The organism is Paenibacillus sp. YYML68 (assembly GCF_027923405.1).
Taxonomy (GTDB): domain Bacteria; phylum Bacillota; class Bacilli; order Paenibacillales; family NBRC-103111; genus Paenibacillus_G.
In genome coordinates this window covers 2,611,048-2,631,387 of sequence record NZ_BQYI01000001.1, presented here as the reverse complement: position 1 = coordinate 2,631,387, position 20,340 = coordinate 2,611,048, and the positions used below count along the sequence as shown (strand labels likewise).

Below are 20,340 nucleotides of genomic sequence, written 5' to 3'. Positions count from 1 at the left end.
AACGCGACTTGAACAAGGCTGTGAGCCGTCTAAGTCGTGAATGGGAACAGTCGCTGCAGCTTGCCCAAGCTGGAGCATGGATGCCCGAGCAGCAATTCACATGGAAAGATGGCCCTGCCCTCCTCTACAGCCCTGTGGACGGTACTCCCTTATCTGAATATATTCGAGATAGTGATCTCAAGCCTTCTCTTGAGAAGACATTAAGAGTTGCTATTCGTCTTGTGCAAGCGATTGAGCGGCTACATCTTCATAAGCATGTTCATTTGGCGATATCGCCAAACGCGTTCTTTCTTGAAGCAAGAGGCAGGGACTGCCTCCTCTTAAGCTTATTCCGTGCTGCACCGTTCGCTACACCGGTACAGCGGCTCGCTCGCGAGCGCGCGCTCTCCGCTGCCGAGCTGGAGCTGATGCATTACTTGGCACCCGAGCTGGCCGGGCAGCTGTACAGCAGCGCCGATGCCCGCATCGATCTATACGCGATTGGCGTGCTGCTGTATCGCATGCTGAGCGGCGCATACCCGCTGGAGGGACAAGACGCCACGAAGCTTGCCTATCTCCACATGGCGGTAGAGCCTAAGCCGTTAACCGAGTTGGGCATCCCGAGGCCGGTCTCTGACATCGTTATGAAATGTCTGGAGAAGCATCCCGAGCAGCGCTATTGGAGTGCCGCTGCCCTGAATCGAGATCTGGTCAACGTGCTGGCTCGGCTCTTCGATCGACCCTTGGAGCCAAGCAAGCTCCCGGGCACTGCACCGGACCAGTTGATCTTCGCCGAGGCGATGTACGGACGCGAGGCGGAGCTGAACGTCCTTCACAGCGCCCTGAGCCGTGCAGGCAATGGCAGCAAGGAAATTATTTTTATATCAGGCAATACAGGGATCGGCAAATCTTACCTCGTTCATGAATTTCACAAATGCGTTCAGAGCGAATGTCTGTTCGTATCCGGTAACTTCGATCCGTTCCAGCGCAACGACACGTATGCCGTCGTTCATCAAGTCGGTCGACAGCTGCTAGCTGACATGCTCTTGCTTGACGACTACGAGCTTAGTGCGCTGAAGCAGCGCATTGCCGATGCTGTTAGCCCGAACGGTCAAGTATTGCTCGACTTGAATCCAGGTCTGGAGCAGGTTCTCGGCACACAGCCTCCGCTCGCTGAGCTTGGGCGAGCCGAAGCTCATGAACGTTTCATGATGACGCTACAGCAATACATCTCTGTCTTTACGAAGCGGGAACGTCCGCTTGTCGTGTTCATAGACGATTTGCAATGGGCCGACAGCGGCTTCATTCAGCTCATGCTTGACTTCGTAAGCCGAGACGAGCTGCGCAGCTGTGTCTTCATCTTTACGTTCCGGGATCGCGACATTACCGCCTCTCATCCGCTCCGCGGGCTGCTGGAGAAGCTGCAGCTTCGGAACGAGTCGTGCCTGTCCGTGAAGCATCTTCGACTGGAGCCGTTGAAGGCTCACCATGTAGAGCTCCTGCTCGAGGATGCGCTCTACCCCGCACAGAAGCCGATCAGCACGTTAAGCAGCCTGTTCATGGACAAGGCCAAGGGGAGCCCGTTCTACACGAAGCAGCTATGTCGCTCGCTGTTCGATCAGCAGCTGCTATGGTTCGATCATGCGAACAGCTGCTGGGCTTGGGATGAGGCTATCATTCAGGAGCTGCATATTTCTGACAACGTCACGGACAATCTGTATAACCAGATCGGACGGCAGCCGAAGAAGCTGCAGCTCATCTTGATGTATGCAGCCTGCATCGGACAGCAATTCTCCTTACAGACGCTGATGCTGCTAACGAAGCTCAGTCGGGAAGATCTCATAGAGCAGCTCGATTTCGCCGTGAAGGAGGGCCTGCTTCATGCCTTGACGAGCGATCGGATCTCGGGCAGCGTCAATCCGGCGTACAAGTTTTTGCAGGAGCGTGTGTACCAGGCAGCCTACTCTATGCTGCAGGAAGACCGCAGGCAAGAAATTCATCTTCATATCGGCCAATTGTACGAAAAAAATGAGGGTCTGGTCCCCTCCTGCCGTGAGCGCACCTTCGAAATTGCGAACCAGCTGAACCATGCCGCAGCTCTCATTAAGCTCCCCCACGAGCGATACCGGCTTGCGGCAGTTAACCTCCGGGCGTGCCTAGAGGCGAAGTCGCTTCACGACTACAGCAATGGTCTGCGCTACGCAGCGATCGGCTTACAGCTGCTGCCCGTTGATGCGTGGGACCAGCAGTACGAGCTCTCCTTCTCGTTACAACTGGAGAAGGCAGAGCTGGAATACTTGTGCGGACAATTCGAGGAGGCGAAGCTTACCTTCGCTTCGGTACTGCAGCAAGCGCGGACCAAGCTCGAGAAGGCCGATGCCTATAACCGGATGATCGTTCTCTACACGAATATGAGTCAGCATAACGAGGCGCTCCGCATCGGCCTTGAAGGGCTGCAGCTTCTCGGCTTCCATATACCTTCAACGATCAGCCGTACACACATCGTGTATGAGCTCGTCCAATCGTTCTGGCATAGAAGCTTCCGCAGCATGGATGACTTACTGGAGCTGCCGGCTATACACGATCCCGCACAACTGACCATAATCCGGTTTCTCGTCAGCATGATCGCGCCCTCTTACTTGACCAACTCCAACCTGTACATCTACCTCATGCTGCGCATGTTCAATTATTCGCTTAAGCATGGGCATGCCGAAGGGAGCGCGCTGTCCTATTCCTCGTACGGAGTCATCATGAGCGCACTGTTCGGCCTCTTGAATACTGGTCAGGCATTCGGACAAATTGCGCTTCGCCTGGAGGAAGTGTACCCGAAGCAATCCGTGAGGAGCAAGCTGTATTTCAAATATGGCGCCTTCACGCACCAGCTACAGGAGCATCTGGATCATAATGTAGAGCGATTGAAGAAAGCTTATCGAGATGGGTCCTCCTCCGGAAACTTCATTTATGCTGGATATGCCATCGTGCTAAGCTGTTTTTTGCAGCTGACGAAGGGGGACCGGCTTGATGTGGTGCTGCACGAGAGCGAGCAGTATACCAGCTTTATTCAACGAACGCCTGATAAGGATATTGGCCTGGCACTTACGATGATGCAGCGCTTCATGCTTTATTTGGGACAAACACAGTCCCGCACATTTCCTTACAGTCAGAAGGAGAGCATCGGACGAAGCTCCCTTCTCACCGAGGAGGAGACGAGTCATATAGAATCCTTAACCAATTACTTCGTCGTTCATTTGTATTACTTGCTTCACAGTCGTGCCTGTTTCATCATGAATGATCTGAAGGAGGCGCAGGCGCTGCTGGAGAAGGCAGAGCTCATGCTGAAGCATCTGATCGGCTGTATCCAGGTCCATTATCATCATTACTTATATGCCATGGTGCTATGCGGCCTATTCCAAGACGCGTCCGCAGCCGAACGCAAGCAATATAAAGCAAAGATCCAATTCACAATACGCTTCCTCAGCAAATGGTCTAAGCATTCACCCGACAACTTCAAGCATCTGCTCCTGCTCGTTGAGGCAGAGTGGCACCGGGCCCAGCATCATACGGATGCTGCTGCAACGTACTACATGAAAGCCATTGATGTTGCCAAGATGAATCGGTTCTTACACGATGAAGCGACCGCCAATGAGTGTGCGGCGAAGTATTACATTCAGCTCGGCAACTTCAAGGCGGCCTTACCTCTGCTTACCGAGGCGCACCGACTATACGCCAGCTGGGGAGCGAGGCGGAAAATATCTGCGCTAGAGGCCAGCTATCCCTTTCTGATCAGTCAGACGAAGGAGCAAGGCGGCGCTCCCGAGAGGTCCAGTGAATGTGGATAAGAACGAAGAACGACGAAATCCCGTCCTGCCTGAAGCTTCTCAGCTTGCAAGCAGGACGGGATTTCGTCTTGTACATCAACGGTTGATCGTCATCATCTAGAAGGACGGCGACTCACCCTCGCATGAACGGTGCTGTGTTCGCTCAATGAACGTTAACGCTTCCACGAGGTGCGTGCCGAAATAGTCCCAATTGTGCTCCCCATCAAACTCCATATATTCATGCTCGTACCCAAGGTGCTCGAGTGTCGCCTTGAATGCAAGATTAACCGGATACAGGAAGTCTGAACGACCGCAATTCATATGAAGCGCAGGCTTCTGCTCTTCTCTCGCCCTTCTTGCAGCAAGCATGTGCACGTCGACCTCCTTCGCATGCGGACCGTGCAGCGGACCGATCATGCGAGGCACCTCCGTTCGCAGCTCCTGGTCGGAGATGAACGATACCGACATGAGTACACCGGAGATGCTGGCCGCCGCTCCGAACGTGTCCGGATTACGCAGCGACAGCACGACCGCTCCGTAGCCGCCCATCGATAGACCAACGACCGAACGCATCGCACGGTCCGCTATCGTACGGAATTCCCGATCGACAGCAGGAATCAGATCGTACAGGATGTAGTCCTCAAAGCGTCCTGTGCCATCGTACCAGTTAATGTAGAACGTTCCATGACCGTAACCGCCATCGTCAGGCATGACGACGATACAATCGCTCAGCTGCTTGGAGGCGATCATCGCATTCAAGGTTGCTTCCGCGTTCCCCTTCACCGTCCAGCTTGTCGCATCACCGTATAAGCCGTGCAGCAAGTACACGACCGGATAACGACGGTCTTCATCCTGCTCATAGCTGTCAGGCACGTACACCTGACATACCTTCCTTCTATATAGCGCCCCGGAAAAAAAGGAAAAAGATCTCACTCCCATGAATTTCAGCTCCCTTCCATCCAGCATGCGGATTTTAGTTTAGAACAGCTGTCATATGCTTTTCTGTAATTGACCAGTGCGACGTGTTCCAGACCGTCTCCTTGTTCTTCACGTACAAAACTTGAGGCGAGGCGTGCTTCACGCCTGTCTCCTCAGCGATCTGATTCGACACCGGACGGGACTCAATGACCTTGACGAGCAAATACTCGACATCCTCGTTCGGAGTCTTGCCAAGGTAGGACTCGAATTCTTCAAGAGCACTGAAGCTGACCGGACATGCGGTGCTATGCTTCAAAATAACGAACGGCTTCTCGCCGCTTGCCGTCCACGCTTCCGTCCATTGCTCGGTCGTCGTAATTTCCTTCCATTGTGCCATTAGTCTATTCCTTCCTTCTGTTGAAATATGCATTAGCTCTTATCCTCATAGTAGTAATGCCGTGCTTGAATGGTGTCCCCTAGCTCCAGAGTACCGAATGAATAGAGCGACTGTCGGCGCTTGTCGGTAGGCGAACCGGGGTTAAACAACAGAACACCATGACGAACCTCTTCATAAGGGATGTGTGAATGACCGAATATAATCGCATCGATCGAATCGTGAGCGGAATCGCTGCTGCAAAATGCCGCATACGCCGTGTCCGGCGTCGAGCGTCCCCCGTCACCATGCACAAGCCCAATTCGAAAGCCGGCAAGTTCGAGCACCTTCCTGTAGCCGAAGCGCGCAGCCAGCTCTTCGCCGTCGTTATTGCCGGCGACGGCTTCCACCGGCGCGATCGACTCAAACAATCGAACGATGGAAGGATCCATCCAATCTCCTGCATGAACGATTAGATCTACGCCAGTGAGCACGTGAACGAGCGCCTTCGGCAACGTGCTATGCCTTGCACGGAGATGCGTATCCGCTACAACTCCAATTCGCAAGTCATCACCTCCGCTTAAGCCTTTCTTTATTTTACCATACTGCCAGCCCGAGAACCAACCGCAATTGCCGCCCATCAGAGGGCGGCTCTCCGAACAGCTACTGGCTGTACGGACGCCAAAAGCGCCCGCATCAACTGCGAGCGCTTTATGACTGACGTTTAGCTGTGAACGAACTACATTAAGCTTGAGGCAGCTCAACCTTCTCAATCGCTTGATCGAAGATCGTTTCCTTGAACCGCGTCATGCAGTTACACAAGAAGTCCTTGCGGCAGATCGGGCAAGGCTCCTTCAAGAGACGGTTAATGTTCGTCACTCTGGTGCTGCCGGCTTCGTCCTTCTCGAAGGTGATCCGGCATACGGTCCGATCCTTCAGCTGCGCGACGATCTCGTACAGCCCGTTGTTCGGATTGCTGCTGACGATTTTCGCTTCGACGACCTGCGGATTATATGACATACTCAGCACCCTTTCCTAGATAGTCAACTGCTACATGTATGTACAGCGTTACTACAGTATATCAAATCTTACCGCGGTTAGCGATTGCCGTCAAGCAGACCGCCGAGCAGACTGCCTTCTTCCTTGCGTCCGGCCGGTCCAGCTGCGCTGATGACTCGATCCGCCAAGCGACTGAACGGCAGCGACTGGATCCATACACGGCCAGGTCCGCGCAGCGTAGCGAAGAACAACCCTTCGCCGCCGAACAACGCCGTCTTGATCCCCTTCACGAATTCGATGTCGTAGTTGACATCCTTCGTCATCGCGACGAGGCAGCCGGTGTCTACGCGAATCATCTCTCCCGGCTTCAGCTCTCTCTCACAGATCGTGCCGCCTGCATGCACGAAGGCCAGCCCGTCGCCCTCGATCTTCTGCATGATGAAGCCTTCGCCGCCGAAGAAGCCTGCCCCCAGCTTGCGCTGGAAGTCGATCCCGATCGAGACGCCCTTCGCGGCGCATAGGAACGAATCCTTCTGGCAGACGATCTTCCCGTTCAGCTCGGACAGGTCCATCGCCATAATGCGGCCTGGATACGGAGAAGCGAAGCTGACTGTCTCCTTGCCGCTGCCGCGGTTCGTGAACAACGTCATGAACAAGCTTTCTCCAGACAACAACCGCTTACCCGCACCGAACAGCTTGCCCATCAGCCCTTTGCCTTGGTCGCTGCCATCTCCGAATATCGTCTCCATCTGAATATTTTGATCCATCATCATGAGGCTGCCTGCCTCTGCGATAACACTCTCTGAAGGATCGAGCTCAATTTCGACATACTGCATCTCCGAGCCTTGAATACGGTAATCAATTTCGTGGGCGTTCATTGCGATCCTCTCCCTTTCTGCTCTCCATATCATTAGTCGTGTCAGGCCGAATCATCGTTGTCCGTAACCTACTACGCGGCAGAAGGTCAATCGTTTCGCACATCGAGCCCTTTTTCTACAAATATTCGATATGCAGCTTCTGAGCCGCCTGCTTCGCAAGCTCGCGTGCCTGCTCCACCGTCTCGCCGGAGCTGAGCGCGACCGCCATCCGTCTGCCTGGCTTCGTCTCCGGCTTGCCGAACAGCCGCACCTGCGTATTCGGCTGGTCTAGCGCCAACTCGACACCTGCGATACGGAAGCTGGTGCTGTCCCGATCCGCCTTGAGCGTGTACGAGGCTCCCGGCGTCAAGACGCGCACGTTCGGAATCGGCAGCCCTAGAATCGCCCTGACGTGCAGCGCGAATTCAGACAGATCCTGAGTCGCCATCGTCACCATACCCGTATCATGCGGACGCGGGCTCACCTCGCTGAAGTACACCTGATCTGGTGCGAGGAACAGCTCTACGCCATACAGTCCCCAGCCGCCGAGCGCCTCTGTAATCGCAAGTGCAATCGACTCTGCCTGCTTGATCTGCTCGTCTGACATCGCGTGCGGCTGCCACGATTCGATATAGTCGCCGTCCTTCTGAATATGTCCGATCGGGGCGCAGAATGTCGTACCGTTCACAGAGCGCACAGTTAACAGCGTAATCTCAGATTCGAAGTGGATGAATTGCTCCACGATGACACGCGTCAGCTTCGCTCGACCGCCTTCAACGGCATAGCTCCAGCACTGCTCTACATCATCCGGTGTGCGGCACACGCTCTGTCCCTTGCCTGAGGAGCTCATGATCGGCTTAATGACGCACGGCGTCCCAATCTCGGCTATGGCGGCGTGCAGCTCCTCCAGACTATCGGCGAACGCATACTTGGCTGTAGGCAGGCCGAGTGTCTCTGCCGCCAAACGGCGAATGCCCTCGCGGTCCATCGTCAATCTCGCAGCGTTCGCCGTCGGCACGACCCGATAGCCCTCTGCCTCGAGCTCAACGAGCGTCGGTGTAGCGATCGCCTCGATCTCCGGCACGATGAGATCCGGCTTCTCCTGCTCGATGATCGCGCGCAGCGCGACGCCATCCAGCATATTGATGACATGGGAACGGTGCGCCACCTGCATCGCTGGAGCATCGGCGTATCGGTCGACAGCAATCGTCTCCACGCCTAGACGCTGGGCCTCGAGCACGACCTCCTTGCCGAGCTCGCCAGAGCCGAGCAGCATCATTTTTTTAGCTTGACCCGATAATGGGGATCCATATGAAGAATACAATCCGCTTCCTCCTGTTCCATATACGAAGAATGTCCTATCGCAGTTATACTTCACTTGTATCGAATTTTCAACCAAAATTTACAATAGAGCTGTCGAATGGAGGCGAAAATCAACGGTGAACGTAAAAAAACCACCGAGCGATGGTGCGTTTCGCCCGATGATGTTGAAAATGTTCTCGTTATCTTTACAAATGTCTTACTTTACCGAAGCTACTTATGTTAAAATAAACATACGAAGAGGTGAAATGCCATGTCAGATCATTTACAACCACTGTGTCCGAGATTTGAGGCTGCATTCGAAATATTAGGTAAGCGATGGACGGGCTTGATCGTCCGTGCATTGGTCCAGGGGCCACGCCGCTTCAAGGATATATCCGAGATGATTCCCGGAATGAGCGATCGGATGCTCGCTGAACGGTTCAAGGAGCTCGAGGCCGCGGGTATCATAAGCCGTCATGTATATCCGGAGACGCCGGTTCGTATTGAGTATCAGCTCACGGACAAAGGGAAGGCGCTGCAGCCTGTCATGGATGCGGTGCAGGAATGGGGAGAAACGTGGTGCTTATAAAGCAGACCGCGTTTCTTCTTTCCGTCTCTAGGCTTGTCCTGCGCATTCAGGCTACCTTCCGACGTAGTCGTGCTGCATTTAGACCGGACAGGCACCGCGGTGCCTGAAGCGCATCGCCTTCAGGATGAGAAGGTCTAGCTCCATGCTCTTCTCCACAACATGCGGATGAGTTAGAGCCAGGCCTTGACCTGCCACCATACGGTTCAGATCGTCGACACATGACTGGATGAATTGCTCCAGCTCAAGATTGGAATGAATGATCATGAATGGTTCCCCCTGTTCGATGATTCTTTATGTAGAACATTGGCTGAGACAGCTCTTGTTATACTGTGCTTGCTGCATACTTTCATTATCGTTGGTACATATTTAGAAAGTTTTACAGCGATGCTTAATTTATGAATCCATTTCCTAACATTATCTTAACGATTTCAGCTGATAGGTGAGCTTGAGACGCATGAAGGGAAGAACCGACAGCGTCAGCTTCGGGGACGAATATCGTTCCCGTACATTCAGGCAAGCTAACAGAATTGAGGTGCCCTGTCATGCCTAAAATATTGCTGGTTGAAGATGACCAAAGCATCGCGGATATGATCTCGATCTACTTAAGTGAAGAGCATTACAACGTCTATTGCGCAGGAGACGGCAAGCAAGGGATGGAGCTGTTTCAGGAGCATAAGCCAGATGTCGTTATTCTCGATCTCATGCTGCCTGACACGAACGGGCTGGAACTGTGCAAGCTTCTTCGCATGCGATCCGGAGTTCCGATTATGATCGTCTCGGCGAAGAGCGAGGTGTCCGAGCGCGTCAATGCGCTGATGATCGGGGCCGACGACTATTTATGCAAGCCATTCAGCATGAGGGAGCTCGCAGCTCGTACCAACGCACTGCTGCGCCGAAGCGGAATGAATGCTCCGCTGCAAGGACTAGGTCCAAGCAGACCGCAAGCAGATGCGAACAGAGCAGTCGTAACGGTCGATCTCGAGAAGCGCTGCATTTATGTACATCAACAGCAGGTCGAGACGACATACTCGGAATTCGAGATTATGCGTAACTTCTGCCAATACCCTGGCAAGGTGTTCTCTCGCGAGGAGCTGCTCAACAACATACGCGGCATCGACTCGTTCGTGACTGAACGCTCGGTTGACGTTCACATTACGAATCTGCGTAAGAAGGTCGAGGCCGATCCGAAGGAGCCGAAGCACATTAAGACCGTCTGGGGCGTCGGCTACAAGTTTGAGCCATGAGACCACTTCGGCTGTACTATAAAAAAAACTCCTGATGCTTGCACCGCGTTACAACTGCGGGATGCAAGGTCAGGAGTTTTTTTTGCGGCTTGAAGCCGCGCGCTATTATTGTCTTGTGTTCGTGCTGTCGGGGAATACATGTTGGATCATCGTATTGAATTCGTTCATGTACGGTGTCAGCTTGCCTTGCGCTTGCTCTTCTTGTGCATAAAAGCGAAGCCGCTGAACAAAATTCGGATTAGCCGTGACGTATACTTCCTGTATGTTCGTCGGCGCTACCGACAGCACGAGCTTGCGAATCTCGTCCGCCTTGCTGTAGCCAAGACCGCCGGATTCTGTCCAAGAGATCCGATTCGGTGTACCTTGTCCGGTACCGAACAATCCGGTGCCGCCCGTCTCGGTCACCTTGTGCTTCATCGTATCCGGGTTCGCCTCTTCGTCTGGTCTGTGCCCGTCCAGAACGACCGCCACGTAGGCGTTCACCTCCGTCAGCATTACCATCGAGGAGCTGACACCGGCGATGCGATTCACCTTGGCGGCAATCTGCGGGTCGAAGCCCATAGATTTGGCATAATGTCGATTCGTCATATCCAGCTGCTTGCGTCCAATATATTCAGGTGCCTTCCGCTGCTCCTCTTCCTCAACCCAGCGCGACTTCACCCCTAGCGATGGGTCCTCATTATTGCGTGAGTCCCGATCATACAGCGCCTGCTGTCGATAATCGTTCAGCCCAGCGCCGGGCTTGCCCTCACTCGGCTTATTGCCGGCGCAGCCTGACAGCATCAGCACACTGCAGCTCGCCGCTGCGAGCAGCGCTGCTGCACCTCGAAGCGTTCGTTGATTCATCTCAAATGTCCCCCTTTCGGCTACAATCGCCTTAGGTGTTAGGATGAATCCCAGCTCCGAAATTATGCGCGCAAGGTAGTCGCTACTTCTTGTCATCCCCCGGTAGCAGTCGGTCCAAGAGCCGCTGCAGCGCCTCCTCGGATAGATCACCCTGCTCCTTGAACCTCGCGAGCTCATCTACAATCGTGCGGCCCACCGCCTCATATTGCTGCTCCTCCTCGACATACGACGGATCGAACCAGACGTATTCCCCTTCCGGCCCGTTGCGCAGGAACGAGGTACGCCAATGCTCCGGATACGTATACGGCTGCTCGCCGAACAGAATGCCGAGCACATCATCTGAGCTGACTGGCAGCAGCTGATGGAAGATCTCATCCTGACCGCTCGTGCCGATCGCCCCTATGTTCCGGTGCATATACGAGTAATGCACATAGTGCTCCCCTGTTGCTTGATCCTTCGTTAGCTCATACTGCTCATGCTCTTCCTCACGAAGCGGCCGAACCGATTGCAGCCGCCCCTGAATCGAGGACACGGGAACGAGCTTCCATTCCGTCCACGATTGCATAGCTTCGAATTTGGTCACCGACGATGCCCCCTTATATGTCAATACTGGATACGATTCGGTGCGTAGTGCGGCTTATCTGTGATCGCTTAGCTTTTCTCCATAGAAGGATCCTCGTTCAAGTTAATCGCCCGCCGCGGCAGCCTCCACTTCAGCTGAACCGACAGCATGCGCAGCACGACGATCCCTGCGAATAGAACAAGCAGCTGCCACGAGCCCTGCACCCAGCCTAATCCAATCAAGAGGCCAGACAGCATCGCCCATACGGCATAGATTTCATCACGCAGCACGAGCGGCTTGCGGCCGGCCAGTACGTCGCGGATCATTCCTCCGCCGATGCCGGTCAGCATCGCCGCGACGATAACTGCGGATAGTGGAACCTTCAGCTGTACCGCGTACAGGGCGCCTTGAATTGCGAAGGCCGATAGACCAATCGCATCGAATAGTGACTCCCACGTCTTCCACTTTTTGATCCAGACGACAGGAACGATGAATACGAGGAACGCCGCGGCGAGCGCAATCTTGAAGTACATGCCCTGGCCCCATAGTGTCGTCACCGGAATACCGATCAGCACGTTGCGCACGACGCCACCGCCGAAGGCGGTAACAAGTGCGAGGACGAATACGCCGAGAATGTCATATTCCTCCTCCATCGCAACGACAGCACCCGATATGGCGAATGCGATGGTGCCAATCATACTGAATAAGTATAAGTTAAGCTGCAGCAGTTCACTCATCGCTCTAGTCTAAGCTCCAATCTAGCTGAATCATGCTGCCTGTCCGTGACGATTCGTAGATGGCCTCAAGCACGAGACTGTTGGCAAGACCGGACATGGCCGACGTTAGCGGCTCTCGCCCTTCACGAATACATTCGACGAAATGCCGGTTCATTCGCAAGCGAGCGCCCTCGTCGCTGACGGGCTTGGACAGTGTAACATCGGTCGTCCGATCGAACAGCTCGGCATGCAGCATCCCTTCGCCGTTCTTCAACGAAGCGCCGCCCTCAGTACCCATTAAGTAAATATAAGGTCCGCTGTTCTCGATCGACGTATGCGCCGCCCAGCTCACATCCAGTGTAAGGGTAGCGCCATTATCGAGCTTGATCAAGGCTGTTGCCAAATCCTCGACGTCGTAGTGACCACTCCAGTCCGGCCGCCCCCAGTCGCCGATGCCCCGCTGCTTCGGTCCGAACTCGGCATACGTCGTACCGAACACCGATACCGGCTTCGGACTGCCCATGAAGTGAAGCGACAGGTCAAGCATATGGACGCCGAGATCGATGAGCGGACCGCCGCCGGACTTGCTCTTCTGCGTGAACCACGTTCCCCAGCCCGGAATACCCTTACGGCGCACCCAGCCGGTCTTCGTGTTATAGATGTGCCCGAGCGCCCCCTTATCAATCTGCTCCTTCACCTGCAGGTAGACCGCCTCCCAGCGCTGCTGGTGCGACAGCATGAGCACCTTGCCCGAGGCGCGGTGCGCCCTGACGATCGCCTTGGCAGACGCTGCATCGATCGCCATCGGCTTCTCCAGCAGCACATGCTTACCTGCCTGCAGCGCATCGATGGCGATCGGAGCGTGCAGATCGTTCGGCACGGCGACGACGACTGCATCGACGTCTGACTCCAGCAGCTCCTGATACGAGTCACAGACGAGCTCGATGCCGTATTCCTTCGCACGCTGCTCCGCAAGCGGTCGGAACACGTCGGTGACAGCTGTGAGCTGCACGCCCTCTGTAGCGCGGAAGCCCTTCATATGCTCGTTACCGATGCCGCCTGCTCCGATAATACCAAGTCTAATTCCTTGCTGTTCAGCCATTCGTGCTCTCTCCTTCTATATAATGCCTATATCCTTTGCCTTCTGCGCCGCTTCCTTACTGCTCTTGCCGCCGAGCTTCTTCAGAATGCTGCCGACATGCACCTTGATCGTACGAATCGAGACGACCAGCGTATCGGCGATCTGTGTCTGTGTATACCCTTGCTCGATCAAGCTTAACACCTGAAGCTCTGTCGGCGTCAACAGACTTCGCAGCTCCTTCACGCGCATCTCCTGTTCAAGCTGCTTCAAGCGGCGGAACTCGTCGCGCATCTGCTGCGCCACGCTCGGATGAATCGCACTTCGGTTCGCATACGCACTGCGAATCGCGTTCGGGATGTCCGCGAAGTCGGACTTCACCATATAATCGACGGCGCCCGCCTTGAACGCCTCGAAGATGAATTCCTTCTCCTCCATCGAGGAGAGCATGATGACGCGTGCCCCGCTGCACTTGACGATCTCAGCGGCCGCCCACAGCCCTTCGGGACTGTCCGACATCATAATGTCGAGCAGGACGACGTCTGGCTCCATTCGCTCCAACAGCTCCAGCGCTTCCGTACCGCTGGCGGCTGTCCCGATGACGGTCAGATCCGATTCTTTACGTAAATAGCTGCGAAGTCCGATTCGCCAGTCCTCATCGTCTTCGACGATTAACACTTTAATACGAGCCTCACCCACGTCCATGTTGACGCTGCTCCTTTCTATCGAAGCGTGCTCTGTACATCACGGGGCGGCTTCGGAAACTGCATGAAGACGCTCGTCCCTTCGCCGCGCTTGCTGTGGATGTTCATCGTTCCTTTGTGCTTCTGCACAATGGCATAGCAATACGACAGCCCGAGGCCAAAATTCATCCGTCTCCCCGACTTCGTCGTATAGAACGGATCGAATACGCGCTTGAGCTGCTGCTGCTCCATCCCTTCGCCGTTGTCCTTCACCTCGACGACAATCTTCCGCTTCGTCTCGCTAATGGCCACGGTCAGCATGCCGCCGCTGGGCATCGCTTCCAAAGCGTTCGTCATGACGTTCGTCCACACCTCAATCAAGTGTGCGCGATCTGCCAGCAGCGACCCGTTATATGTATAATGCGTCTGCACCGTTACCCCTTGCTGCTCGGGCGCCATCATCTCGATACACTCTTGCATCAGCTGAATCGGATCGACCTTCTCCAGACGTAGCTCGACCTCCTGCGTCTGTCCTTGAATACGATAGATCATATCGTAGATGTGCTGGGAAGCCTTCAGGATGACCTCAACATCGCGTGTCAGCTCCTCGGGAGTGAGCAGGCCGTCCTCGGCATCCGCTTTCATTTTCTCGCCGAACAGCCGAATTTTACCTACATCATTCTTAATCGCATGATTCAGGATCGACGTACCGGACGTAATCGCTCGCAGCGTATAATCGAGCCTCTGATTCTGAATCGAGATCTGCAGCCCCATGAAGCTATACCGGAAGCTGGAGATGAGAATGACCGCTATCGTGAACGCAATCAGCACCGCATTATATCGCCACAGCTCATAGATGCCGAAGAAGGCCGGAATGAGGTAGGAGGTGAATAAGGTGAATAATAGCGTCGGCGCCGCCGCGGTCGCAACCAAGATGCGGCTGCGGCGAAGAAACGAATTGCGCTCCTGCAGCACGGCGGCGATCAGCAGCACGATGCCGATCACGATATACGGCGTCACCCAAGCGCATACGTACAAGTACGGTATCGGGTCACCTGGCTTCGGTACGAGCAGCAAGGAGGCGAGCGGCGGAGTAAGCAGCACCCAAGGCAGCCAGCCCCTCCTCCAATGCGTGTAGCTGGGACTGTATACAATTGCGAACATGAGGAACGTGTACGGTAAGCCGTAATAGCACACATACGAGGAGACCAGCTCTGCGGCGAGCAACGTCGTATGCAGCTCCTCCGTAAGACTGCCCCGCTCCCGCACATAAGGGAGCACATCGTCGGCAATGACCGCCGACAGTCCGCCTGAGCCGCCTGTGAAGGCGATGCTGCTAATCCACCGTGTAGACAGTCGCCTCGGGTCGGTGAGAAGCAGTAGCAAGCCGATCGTCCAGAGCCCGATAAGCACGAACAGCATGTTCGATTCACTTCCGTCCTACTTGTTGTAATCGTTTCTCAGCTTCTCAAGCTCAGTAAGCCCTCGCTCCGCCCACCGACGCAGCCGGTCGAGCCGGTCGATCTCGCGTTGCAGGGCATCATCCAGCGACTGCTTATACTCAGGCACTTCCCCTTGATACGGACTGACCGTATGCATCGGCATGAGCGCGATCTCGCGGTGCGCGAGCGCGCGGCGCTCGTGGAAGAACGGCACATCCGGGTCCATCGGGTTGTGCAGGTCGCCCTGCTCTGGATGCTTGACGACTGCTCTGATTTGCACGGCTGCTTTGCCGCTCGGTGATATTTCGACTACTTCGCCAATATAGTCGCCCGTCTTGTAGGATGCTCTTACGAGCTGTCCGGGTTGAATCGGATGTATCGACATGCGTGAAGCCTCCTTATGATTGAATCGATGCGCCGGCAGCCGACTGAAGCCAGGCATACAGCGACGTTATTCCTTCAAGCTTGTAGCGTCTGCGAATCGGCATCGAATGCCCGCGGCGCAGCTCCACAAGACAGGGAACGCTCTCCACCTTCCAGACGTACGGCAGCTCGCGGCAGACGTTCACGTTGACTTGACCAATCGGAAGCTGCGGCTGCATCGTCTGGATCACCTCGAGCATCCGCAATCCGGCCTGACACGTCCCGCACAGAGGCGATACGAGCAAGGCATAGCGCACAGGTGAGCTAGCCGTCTGCTGTGTGAGGGGCTTTGCCACGTCGGCGTCCCCGCACCAGCTCTGCAGCTCCGCCTCGGTCCACTCGATGATCGGCATAGGCTAGCCTTCTTTCTTGTCGTGCTAATAGCACAATATATAGTTGCTGATCGAGCATGCCACACTAGTGTCAAGCACGAGCCTTTCATTCCGATATTGCACATAGATGGACAAATCCGTTATGATGGAGCTATTCTCCAAACCATATCCGTACAGGCAGGTGTTCAATATGACCGAATCGAATCACAATGAAGAACCGCGCAAGATCAGCTTGGCTGATGCGATCAAGAACAAGCTCGCGCAGAAGAAGCAAGCGCAGGCCGAGAAGGGTAGCGGCCCGCTGCGCCCCGGCAGCGACGCGGTAATGCACAGCCAGAATAACAAGAAGCCGAACAATCAGCGCAGACGTACCGGGGGCAGCTAATCGCTCTTAGGTGGCAAATAAGGATGAGAACCTCTCACAAGAGAGGCCGCTCATCCTTTTTTTGATCCACAATCCGCGTTGAGGTTGCGGTTCGTTACGTTGCGCTACACACCTGCGTACGCTGCCTCACGCTGTCTCTTGATCTCATCGCTCTCCAGGAACTCGTCATAGGAGATGACCTTGTCGATCAAGCCAGTCGGCGTCAGCTCGATGATCCGGTTCGCGACCGTCTGCACGAACTGATGGTCATGGGAGACGAACATCATCGTCCCGTCGAAATCGATCATCCCGTTGTTCAGCGCCGTAATCGACTCGAGGTCGAGATGGTTCGTCGGCTCGTCGAGCAGCAGCACGTTCGCGCCGCTCATCATCATCTTGGACAGCATGCAGCGCACCTTCTCGCCCCCAGACAGAACGCTCGCCTTCTTGAGAGCCTCTTCGCCGGAGAACAGCATGCGACCGAGGAAGCCGCGCAGGTACGACTCATCCTGCTCCTTCGAATATTGACGCAGCCAGTCAACCAGGTTCATATCGGTATCGAAGTAGGCCGAGTTGTCCTTCGGGAAGTACGCCTGCGTCGTCGTGATGCCCCAGCTATATTCGCCGGAATCCGCTTCGACCTCACCCATCAGAATCTGGAACAGCGTCGACTTCGCAATACCATTTGGTCCAACAAGTGCAATCTTGTCGCCCTTATTGACCGTGAACGAGATGTCGTTCAGTACAATCTCACCGTCGATTGTCTTAGTCAGTCGCTCAACTGTCAGCAGCTGCTTGCCCGCCTCGCGCTCCGGCTGGAACTTGATGAACGGATATTTACGCGTCGAAGGCTTAATGTCCTCGAGCGTAAGCTTCTCGAGCGTCTTCTTACGGGACGTCGCCTGCTTGGACTTCGAAGCGTTCGCGCTGAAGCGGCGAATGAACTCCTCGAGCTCCTTGCGCTTCTCCTCGACCTTCTTGTTCTGCTCGCGTACGAGCTTGAGTGCCAGCTGGCTGGACTCGTACCAGAAGTCGTAGTTACCGACGTACAGCTGAATTTTGCTGAAGTCAATATCCGCAATGTGCGTACACACCTGATTCAGGAAGTGACGGTCATGGGATACGACGATGACGGTGCCCTCGAAGCGGGACAAGAAATTTTCCAGCCAGCGTACAGACTCAATGTCCAAATGGTTCGTCGGCTCATCGAGCAGCAGGATGTTCGGGTTGCCGAACAACGCCTGCGCCAAGAGAACGCGTACCTTCTGGTTGCCGTCGAGCTCCTTCATCTGCACGTCGTGCAGCTCCTTCGGAATGCCAAGACCGATGAGCAGCTCCGCCGCATCAGACTCCGCTTGCCAGCCGTCCAGCTCCTGGAACTCGCCCTCGAGCTCCGCCGCGCGCATACCATCATCCTCGGAGAAATCCGGCTTCGCATACAGCGCATCCTTCTCGGACATAATCTGCCACAGGCGGGCATGCCCTTGAATAACGGTCTTCAGCACCTCGAACTCGTCGTATTCGAAGTGGTTCTGCTTCAGCACCGCCATCCGCTCGCCCGGTGTGATGCTGACCTCGCCCTTATTCGCCTCCATCTCGCCGGACAGAATCTTCAGGAATGTTGACTTGCCCGCTCCGTTCGCGCCGATCAAGCCGTAGCAGTTGCCCGGTGTGAACTTGATGTTAACGTCCTCGAACAAGGCGCGTTTGCCGTATCGTAAAGTGACATTCGTTACTGTAATCATGAATGGATGACCTACTTTCGGTTATAGACTGAAGCCGCTTGGTATTCCAACCGCTTCCAAACGTATATTATACCATAACAGCTGCGATTTTCCCAAAAAAATGTTTAAATTGTCGATCCGACGACTCTACTACTTGTTCTGTGCGATGGCCTCTACTAGCTCAGATAGCTCCGTCCAGCGCTCCATCGTCTGCTCAAGCTTCTCGGTAATCTCCTGCTCTTCTCTGAACAGCTCCTGTACCTTGCCGTAGTTGCTGCCCGCCTGCTCAATCTCGCGCTTCAGCTCGCCGAGCCGCTGCTCCATCGCGGCAATCTTGTCCTCGATCTCGTCCCATTCCTTCTGATCCTTGAACGACAGCTTCTTCGGCTTGGCGCTGCTCTGCGAGTCGGAGCGTCCACCTGACAGGCTGTCCGCTATGCGTGTCGCCGTCTTGCTCGACGCGGCTTGCTGCGCGTCCTCCGCACGTTCCTGCTTCAGCTGCTCCATATACTCGGTATAGTTCCCGAAAAACTTACGCACCGCTCCGCCGCCCTCCAGCACGAACAGGTGATCGGCCGTCCGATCGAGGAAGTAGCGATCGTGCGACACCGTAATGACGACGCCAGGGAAATCGTCCAAATATTCCTCCAGCACCGTCAGCGTCTGGATGTCGAGATCGTTCGTCGGCTCATCGAGCAGCAGCACGTTCGGCTCTCCCATCAAGGTGCGGAGCAAGTAGAGTCGCCGCCGCTCCCCGCCGGACAATCTGCCGATTGGCGTCCATTGCTGCGTAGGTGTGAACAAGAAGCGCTCCATCATCTGTGCGGCCGTCACGGCCTCGCCGTCTGTCGTACGGATGACCTCTGCGGCCTCCTTGATATAATCGATGGCCCGCTGCTTCTCATCCATCTCGACCGCTTCCTGCGTGTAATAAGCAAGCTTCACTGTCGGACCGACGATGACCTCACCCTCATCAGGTGCAAGCCTTCCAGCCAGCATGTTCAGGAGCGTCGACTTCCCGGTGCCGTTCGGGCCGATGATGCCGATGCGGTCCTCGGGCACGACAATATAGCTGAGCGAGTCGATGAGCTGCTTGTCGCCGAAGCTTTTGGAGATGCTTTCCAGCTCCATAATTTTCTTACCGAGACGACTCGCGCCGAGCGACATGTCCAGCTGGGCAGACGGCCCGTCAACCTTGCGGTCACGCAGCTCAACGACGCGATCGATCCGCGCCTTCTGCTTCGTCGTGCGCGCCTTTGCGCCGCGTCTGAGCCATGCGAGCTCGTGGCGCAGCAGGTTTTGCCGCTTGTCCTCCATCGCTGCCTCGCGCTCCATACGCTCGGCCTTTTTCTCCAGAAAAGCGGCATAGTTGCCCTCATAGCTGAACAGCTTGCCTCGGTCCAGCTCGAAGATTCGGTTCGTCACCCGGTCAAGGAAGTAACGATCGTGCGTCACGAGCAGCAGCGCACCCTTCCAGCTGGATAGGAAGCCTTCCAGCCACTCGACCGTCTCGTGGTCGATATGGTTCGTCGGCTCATCGAGGATGAGCAGGTCCGCCGGCTGAATAAGCACCCGCGCCATCGCGACGCGCTTGCGCTGACCGCCCGACAGCGTACCAACTCGCTGCGCGAAGTCGCGGATGCCGAGCTTCGACAGCACCGTCTTCGCCGTCGTCTGCGCATCCCATGCGCCCGTCGCATCCATGCGGCCTTGGGCGGCGAACAGCTTCGCCTGCCGCTTCTCGTCCTCCGGCGCGAGCTGCAGCTCCGCTAGCGCAAGCTCATACTCGCGCAACGCCTGCATCACAGGCGTGTCGCCGCGGAACACTTCATCGAGCACCGTACGCTCCATGTCGAATTCCGGCTGCTGCGGCAAATATTCGACGTGAAAATGGTTCGCATGCGTCAGCCTGCCGCGCTCTGTCGTCTCAAGGCCAGCCATCACCTTCAGCAGCGTTGATTTACCGGTTCCATTCACTCCGACAAGACCGATGTGCTCTCTCTCGTTAATCTGGAAATCAATGCCATCGAACAACACCTTCTCGCCGTAGCTTTTGTATAAATCTTCAACCGTCAAGATGTTCATCCGGTC

The 20,340-nt window shown here is 55.4% G+C and carries 21 protein-coding genes; 4 read left to right on the top strand and 17 right to left on the bottom strand.

Features of this window, described 5'->3' with window-relative positions; translation table 11 throughout:
• Positions 1-134 precede the first annotated feature (134 nt).
• The gene (locus PAE68_RS12080) at positions 135-3,818 is read left to right on the top strand and encodes an ATP-binding protein (protein ID WP_397379465.1); all 3,684 of its coding nucleotides are present in this window, start codon (positions 135-137) and stop codon (positions 3,816-3,818) included.
• 96 nt (positions 3,819-3,914) lie between these two features.
• Here the strand turns inward: PAE68_RS12080 and PAE68_RS12075 are convergent, their stop codons facing one another.
• The 6 genes from PAE68_RS12075 to purT all read right to left on the bottom strand — a co-directional run bounded on the left by PAE68_RS12075 (position 3,915) and on the right by purT (position 8,268).
• Complete coding sequence (locus PAE68_RS12075) at positions 3,915-4,736, bottom strand: alpha/beta hydrolase (protein WP_281887346.1); 822 nt, start codon at positions 4,734-4,736, stop codon at positions 3,915-3,917.
• A gap of 34 nt (positions 4,737-4,770) precedes the next feature.
• Positions 4,771-5,112, bottom strand: coding sequence for a bacillithiol system redox-active protein YtxJ (gene ytxJ / locus PAE68_RS12070; protein WP_281887343.1), 342 nt, complete (start codon positions 5,110-5,112; stop codon positions 4,771-4,773).
• Between the two features lie 32 nt (positions 5,113-5,144).
• The gene (locus tag PAE68_RS12065) at positions 5,145-5,654 is read right to left on the bottom strand and encodes a metallophosphoesterase family protein (protein ID WP_281887341.1); all 510 of its coding nucleotides are present in this window, start codon (positions 5,652-5,654) and stop codon (positions 5,145-5,147) included.
• A gap of 178 nt (positions 5,655-5,832) precedes the next feature.
• Positions 5,833-6,108, bottom strand: a complete 276-nt coding sequence (locus PAE68_RS12060) for a hypothetical protein (protein WP_281887339.1) — start codon at positions 6,106-6,108, stop codon at positions 5,833-5,835.
• 77 nt (positions 6,109-6,185) lie between these two features.
• Positions 6,186-6,965: a TIGR00266 family protein gene (locus PAE68_RS12055; RefSeq protein WP_281887336.1), complete on the bottom strand. Its 780-nt coding sequence runs from the start codon at positions 6,963-6,965 to the stop codon at positions 6,186-6,188.
• A 115-nt stretch (positions 6,966-7,080) separates the two neighbouring features.
• Positions 7,081-8,268, bottom strand: a complete 1,188-nt coding sequence (purT, locus tag PAE68_RS12050) for a formate-dependent phosphoribosylglycinamide formyltransferase (RefSeq protein ID WP_281887334.1) — start codon at positions 8,266-8,268, stop codon at positions 7,081-7,083.
• Between the two features lie 249 nt (positions 8,269-8,517).
• Between purT and PAE68_RS12045 the strand changes: the two genes are divergently transcribed.
• Entirely contained in the window at positions 8,518-8,835 is a 318-nt protein-coding gene (locus PAE68_RS12045) for a winged helix-turn-helix transcriptional regulator (protein WP_281887331.1), read from the top strand.
• Between the two features lie 78 nt (positions 8,836-8,913).
• Here PAE68_RS12045 and PAE68_RS12040 read toward each other — a convergent pair whose 3' ends face one another.
• Positions 8,914-9,099 (bottom strand): aspartyl-phosphate phosphatase Spo0E family protein, encoded by a 186-nt coding sequence (locus PAE68_RS12040; RefSeq protein WP_281887330.1) that lies wholly within the window; start codon positions 9,097-9,099, stop codon positions 8,914-8,916.
• A 278-nt stretch (positions 9,100-9,377) separates the two neighbouring features.
• Between PAE68_RS12040 and PAE68_RS12035 the strand changes: the two genes are divergently transcribed.
• Entirely contained in the window at positions 9,378-10,079 is a 702-nt protein-coding gene (locus PAE68_RS12035; RefSeq protein WP_281887328.1) for a response regulator transcription factor, read from the top strand.
• A 105-nt stretch (positions 10,080-10,184) separates the two neighbouring features.
• Here PAE68_RS12035 and PAE68_RS12030 read toward each other — a convergent pair whose 3' ends face one another.
• The 8 genes from PAE68_RS12030 to PAE68_RS11995 all read right to left on the bottom strand — a co-directional run bounded on the left by PAE68_RS12030 (position 10,185) and on the right by PAE68_RS11995 (position 16,182).
• Complete coding sequence (locus tag PAE68_RS12030) at positions 10,185-10,925, bottom strand: YhcN/YlaJ family sporulation lipoprotein (protein ID WP_281887325.1); 741 nt, start codon at positions 10,923-10,925, stop codon at positions 10,185-10,187.
• A gap of 82 nt (positions 10,926-11,007) precedes the next feature.
• Positions 11,008-11,508, bottom strand: coding sequence for a hypothetical protein (locus PAE68_RS12025; RefSeq protein ID WP_281887323.1), 501 nt, complete (start codon positions 11,506-11,508; stop codon positions 11,008-11,010).
• Between the two features lie 68 nt (positions 11,509-11,576).
• Positions 11,577-12,224, bottom strand: coding sequence for a trimeric intracellular cation channel family protein (locus tag PAE68_RS12020; protein WP_281887321.1), 648 nt, complete (start codon positions 12,222-12,224; stop codon positions 11,577-11,579).
• Between the two features lie 4 nt (positions 12,225-12,228).
• Positions 12,229-13,305: a Gfo/Idh/MocA family protein gene (locus tag PAE68_RS12015; protein WP_281887319.1), complete on the bottom strand. Its 1,077-nt coding sequence runs from the start codon at positions 13,303-13,305 to the stop codon at positions 12,229-12,231.
• A gap of 15 nt (positions 13,306-13,320) precedes the next feature.
• Positions 13,321-13,986 carry a response regulator gene (locus PAE68_RS12010; RefSeq protein WP_397378657.1) on the bottom strand — a complete coding sequence of 222 codons (666 nt, stop codon included), beginning with the start codon at positions 13,984-13,986 and terminating at the stop codon, positions 13,321-13,323.
• Between the two features lie 17 nt (positions 13,987-14,003).
• Entirely contained in the window at positions 14,004-15,386 is a 1,383-nt protein-coding gene (locus tag PAE68_RS12005; RefSeq protein WP_281887317.1) for a sensor histidine kinase, read from the bottom strand.
• An 18-nt stretch (positions 15,387-15,404) separates the two neighbouring features.
• On the bottom strand, positions 15,405-15,791 hold the full coding sequence (kapB, locus tag PAE68_RS12000) for a kinase-associated lipoprotein KapB (protein WP_281887314.1): 387 nt from the start codon (positions 15,789-15,791) through the stop codon (positions 15,405-15,407).
• A gap of 13 nt (positions 15,792-15,804) precedes the next feature.
• Positions 15,805-16,182, bottom strand: coding sequence for a thioredoxin family protein (locus PAE68_RS11995; protein ID WP_281887312.1), 378 nt, complete (start codon positions 16,180-16,182; stop codon positions 15,805-15,807).
• Between the two features lie 169 nt (positions 16,183-16,351).
• Between PAE68_RS11995 and PAE68_RS11990 the strand changes: the two genes are divergently transcribed.
• On the top strand, positions 16,352-16,546 hold the full coding sequence (locus PAE68_RS11990; RefSeq protein ID WP_281891043.1) for a hypothetical protein: 195 nt from the start codon (positions 16,352-16,354) through the stop codon (positions 16,544-16,546).
• Positions 16,547-16,650: 104 nt separating this feature from the next.
• Here PAE68_RS11990 and abc-f read toward each other — a convergent pair whose 3' ends face one another.
• Together abc-f and PAE68_RS11980 are read right to left on the bottom strand one after the other, a co-directional pair.
• A complete protein-coding gene (gene abc-f, locus PAE68_RS11985; RefSeq protein WP_281887310.1) occupies positions 16,651-18,270 on the bottom strand; it encodes a ribosomal protection-like ABC-F family protein in 1,620 nt (539 codons plus the stop codon).
• Between the two features lie 129 nt (positions 18,271-18,399).
• Positions 18,400-20,334 (bottom strand): ABC-F family ATP-binding cassette domain-containing protein, encoded by a 1,935-nt coding sequence (locus tag PAE68_RS11980; protein ID WP_281887308.1) that lies wholly within the window; start codon positions 20,332-20,334, stop codon positions 18,400-18,402.
• Positions 20,335-20,340: the final 6 nt, after the last annotated feature.